The sequence below is a fragment of the Nocardiopsis sp. NPDC049922 genome, from assembly GCF_040660275.1.
Lineage (GTDB): Bacteria > Actinomycetota > Actinomycetes > Streptosporangiales > Streptosporangiaceae > Nocardiopsis.
In genome coordinates this window covers 1-3,045 of the sequence record NZ_JBFAME010000049.1, presented here as the reverse complement: position 1 = coordinate 3,045, position 3,045 = coordinate 1, and the positions used below count along the sequence as shown (strand labels likewise).

Annotated in this window: 2 protein-coding genes; one reads left to right on the top strand and one right to left on the bottom strand. The window is 61.2% G+C overall.

The features are described from left to right. The first annotated feature begins 60 nt into the window (after positions 1–60). Positions 61–1,272, top strand: coding sequence for a tetratricopeptide repeat protein (locus tag AB0I72_RS28290; protein ID WP_358574141.1), 1,212 nt, complete (start codon positions 61–63; stop codon positions 1,270–1,272). A gap of 214 nt (positions 1,273–1,486) precedes the next feature. Here the strand turns inward: AB0I72_RS28290 and AB0I72_RS28285 are convergent, their stop codons facing one another. Beyond that, on the bottom strand, positions 1,487–2,953 hold the full coding sequence (locus AB0I72_RS28285; protein WP_358574139.1) for a tyrosine-type recombinase/integrase: 1,467 nt from the start codon (positions 2,951–2,953) through the stop codon (positions 1,487–1,489). Positions 2,954–3,045 lie beyond the last annotated feature (92 nt).

Sequence of the window (3,045 nt, the reverse complement as noted above, 5' to 3'; positions counted from 1 at the left end):
AGCCCACACCAACCCGGACAAGATCCTCGCCCTGCACGGCATCACCCGAACCCAGCCCGTATGGATCTGAACCGCGAGAACTCCGGGGCCCTGGTCTTGACCCTCCGCAGTGCCTTCGAGGTGGCATCGCCCCAGGAAGACCCTGCACAACAACCTCCATCCCCTCTAACTGCGGCCAATGAACTTACCAGGAGGGGCTTGGACTCGGCCTCCTTGATTCGCTACGGGATGTGGCGACAAATTTCTGCATCGGTCATTGGCGAGATCATCGCCGGGAGAGTCTTCCCAATTCTCAATTCCCCCGAAAATAAGCAGTCAAAAATTGACACTGAATCCTGGACCACTGTACTCGAAATACCGCACGTACCCTCAAATTGGCAGGGAAGAGCCACCCCATTCGTGGAGGTCGAAGAGTACATCGCCAAAATCGTGGACAAATCTTTTCCCGCCGTGACTCGGTGGATACAATCAGCACCCATCCACGATATTATTGAACTAAAGCCGCCAAGTCAGATCCATCCGAAAACGGGGTGGAATGAAGACATCCCCGATGAAGAAATTTGCGACCAGTATTCCTGGGCCGTTGACCGATTCTCGGAAACATTTCCAAGGGACTGGAAAAACTCTTCCCTCCACTTGGAATACCTGTGGCAAGCCGGAGATATTTCCCCGCCGTGCCCCGAAAGTCTAATGGGCGAAAGGATAGTGAGCCAAGAAATTCTCAACGCAGAGATTGCGCGGCGCGCCGTTCGGAATGCGCCACAGACAGACAACAGTAGGACAGCCTCCATATTTCGGGTATCTGACATGACTAGATACGCGAGGGCGCTACTAAAAAACAATCGAAACATCGAGGCGGCGTCGATATTCGAGTTTGCCTCCAAGCAAAATCCCTCTGACCCGGAAGCGCACAACAATCTTGGCTTCTGTCTAATCCCGACAGATCCACAGAAAGCACTGCAGCACTTGGAAATCGCTTCTGATCTAAACTACGAAGCGACGGCAACCAACACCTACAACAAAGCTTGCTGCTACATTGCTTTGGGGCGCCCAAGATCAGCCCTTAATTGCATTGAACAGTTTTGGCCCCATATCATAGAATCAGATCCACGAGAAGCTTCACTCTGGAGAGTAAATTCCGAGAACGAGTGGGAGCTTTTCGAAAGCAATGACTCAACTACTTCACTAATTGATCTGGCGATTGACGTGTCCTCCTCCGAGGGATGGCTGGAAGACGTCCATCACTGGAAATCTCGTAAATCCAGCATTTGATTCGTTGGCATACTAATTTCAACGCGTCTCACAATAACTATCGACTCACAGGCAAGACTGAAGGGCTCATATTCGCCATCAGGCCTTTGATCCGATGGGATGGCGCCCCGGGAACGAGAAAACCCCAGGCCAGCGGGAGTGAACCTCCCGCGTGACCTGGGGTTGGAGGCGAGGTTTCGCTCCTGGTGTGCTCGCCGGTCCGGCTACCCCGCCGCTACGCGCGCACGGGCCTGAGCAGGGCCGCCGTCGCCTCGGCCGCCGCCTTGGCAACCTCGGGGAACACCGTCTGGTAGGTGTCCTGGGTGAAATGCGTGGTCGCGTGCCCCAACTCGGTGGAGACCACCTTCACGTCCGCCCCCGCCGCCAACGCCAGTGAGGCGGCCCCATGGCGGAGCCCGTGCAGATGGATCGGCGGCAACCCCGCCGCACGGGCGATCCGGTTGAACCAGCGGGTCACCTCCCCCGGGTGCCACCCCGACCCGTCGGACTGGGTGAACACCAACCCCGAACCCCTCCACCCCTGCCCCGCTGCGAGGCGGGCCTCGTTCTGGAACCGCTTCCACGACCGCAACACCTTGACCGTGTCCTTGTCCAAGGTGATCGCCCGCTGCCCCGCCGCGCTCTTCGGTGTGGTCGTCACCGTCTTCCACCCCAAAGTGATGACCTGGGTGCGGATGTCGACCTGCCCGTCGGTCAGCCGAGTGTTCGCCCAGGGGAGCCCGACCGCTTCGCCTCGCCGCAGGCCCTTGACGGCGATCAGGTGGAACATCGGGAACAACCACCGGTACTTGCGGGCGTGGGTGAGGAAGGTGATGGTCTGCTCCGGGGTCCACACCATCACCTCCCCCTGCACCACCCCGTCCACCTGCCACTGGCGCACCCGCTCGGCCGTCCACACCAACGGCTTGCTGCGCGGGCACGACGGCAACCGGGCGTGGGAGGCGATGTTCACCCCCACCGGCAGATCCGGGCGTCGCACCGCTTCGGAGAACGCACTCCGAAGGGTCGCGCGGATGCGGTGCTTGGTCGACAGCGAGATGATCCGTTGCCCCTTCACGGACGCCTTGACCTTCGCGTCGTCGGACTCGCGGCACTCCAGAATGTGCGCGTTCTTGTCCTCGATCGCGGCGAACATCTCCTCCACCCGACACGAGGTCAGCTTGTCCAGACGTGTGGCCCCCAGGTGCGGCACGAGGTAGTTGCGGATGTGGCCCTCGTAGGAGGCCCGCGTCTTCAGCGCGAGGTCGGGTTTGCCGTCCAGCCACTCCTTGAGCCACTGGGCGACGGTCGGGATCTTCTCTCGGGTGCGCGTCCCGGCACCGATGCGGCGTTTGACCTCGACCGTCTCCGGCAGCGGACGCCGTGCCCGCAGAGCTTGCTGGATCAGGTCGGCGACCTGAACCTCCACCTCCGCTTCCTCTTCGGCCAGGCGGACCAGCGCTTTGACGTGGTCGAGCTGGGCTTGGGCCTGTTCCTGCGAGTCCAAGCCGCCCCGGCGTGCCTGGCGGCGCTTGCCCTCAACGGTGCGGGGGAGTTCGAGCTGGAAGGCCCATTCGCCGTGCCGGGGGTTCCACGCCCCGTCCTCCCGCCGCAGCTTCGGGCACTTCGCCCCCAGCGGTTTGGTGGTGGTCTCGTGGCGGCATCCGCAGCGTTTGAACACCGACCCCTCATGAGAACTCATTCACGGCCTCGCTTTCGTGTTGTCGTCCTCGCGCGCACCACACCCGCACCCACCGCGGCGGAAGACAGCGGCGTCCAGGCCGAGGTGGGACA